Below are 497 nucleotides of genomic sequence, written 5' to 3'. Positions count from 1 at the left end.
TCGGGTGTGGGGTGGTCGAAGATCAGGGTTGCGGGGAGGCGTAGTGCGGTGGTGGTGGTGAGTTGGTTGCGGAGTTGGACGGCGGTGAGGGAGTCGAAGCCGAGTTCCTTGAAGGGGCGGTGGGGGTCGATGGTGTCGGCGGTGCCGTGGCCGAGGACGGCGGCGATGTTGCTCCGTACGACGTCCAGGACGACCTTGTGCCGCTGCTCCGGCTCGGAGAGCGCGGTGAGCCGCTCCGCCAGTGCGTTGCCGTCGCCCGCGGCGGAGCCGGCCGCGGCGCGCCGGGCCGGACGGGACGCGAGGCCGCGGAAGAGGACGGGGAGCCGGTCCGGGTTCCGCAGGGCGGACGGCGTGACCGGGACGCAGAGGTGGTGGGGCTGGGGGGTGGTGAGGGCGGTGTCGAGCAGGTGGAGGGCGTGCTCGGCGGTGAGTGCGGTCGTGCCGTGGGTGACGTTGCGGACCTCGTTGTCGCTGAGGTGGCTCGTCAGACCGGTGGC

General features: G+C 72.6%; 1 protein-coding gene. It reads right to left on the bottom strand.

Going from position 1 to position 497, the window contains the following annotated elements:
- Window positions 1-497: acyl carrier protein (locus tag LG396_RS38890; RefSeq protein ID WP_225798328.1), on the bottom strand; the 497-nt coding region annotated here is incomplete at both ends.

This window comes from Streptomyces aculeolatus, assembly GCF_020400605.1.
Taxonomy (GTDB): Bacteria; Actinomycetota; Actinomycetes; order Streptomycetales; family Streptomycetaceae; genus Streptomyces; species Streptomyces aculeolatus.
Note: the sequence above shows the minus strand (reverse complement) of the source record. Positions and strands in the feature narration are given on the sequence as shown.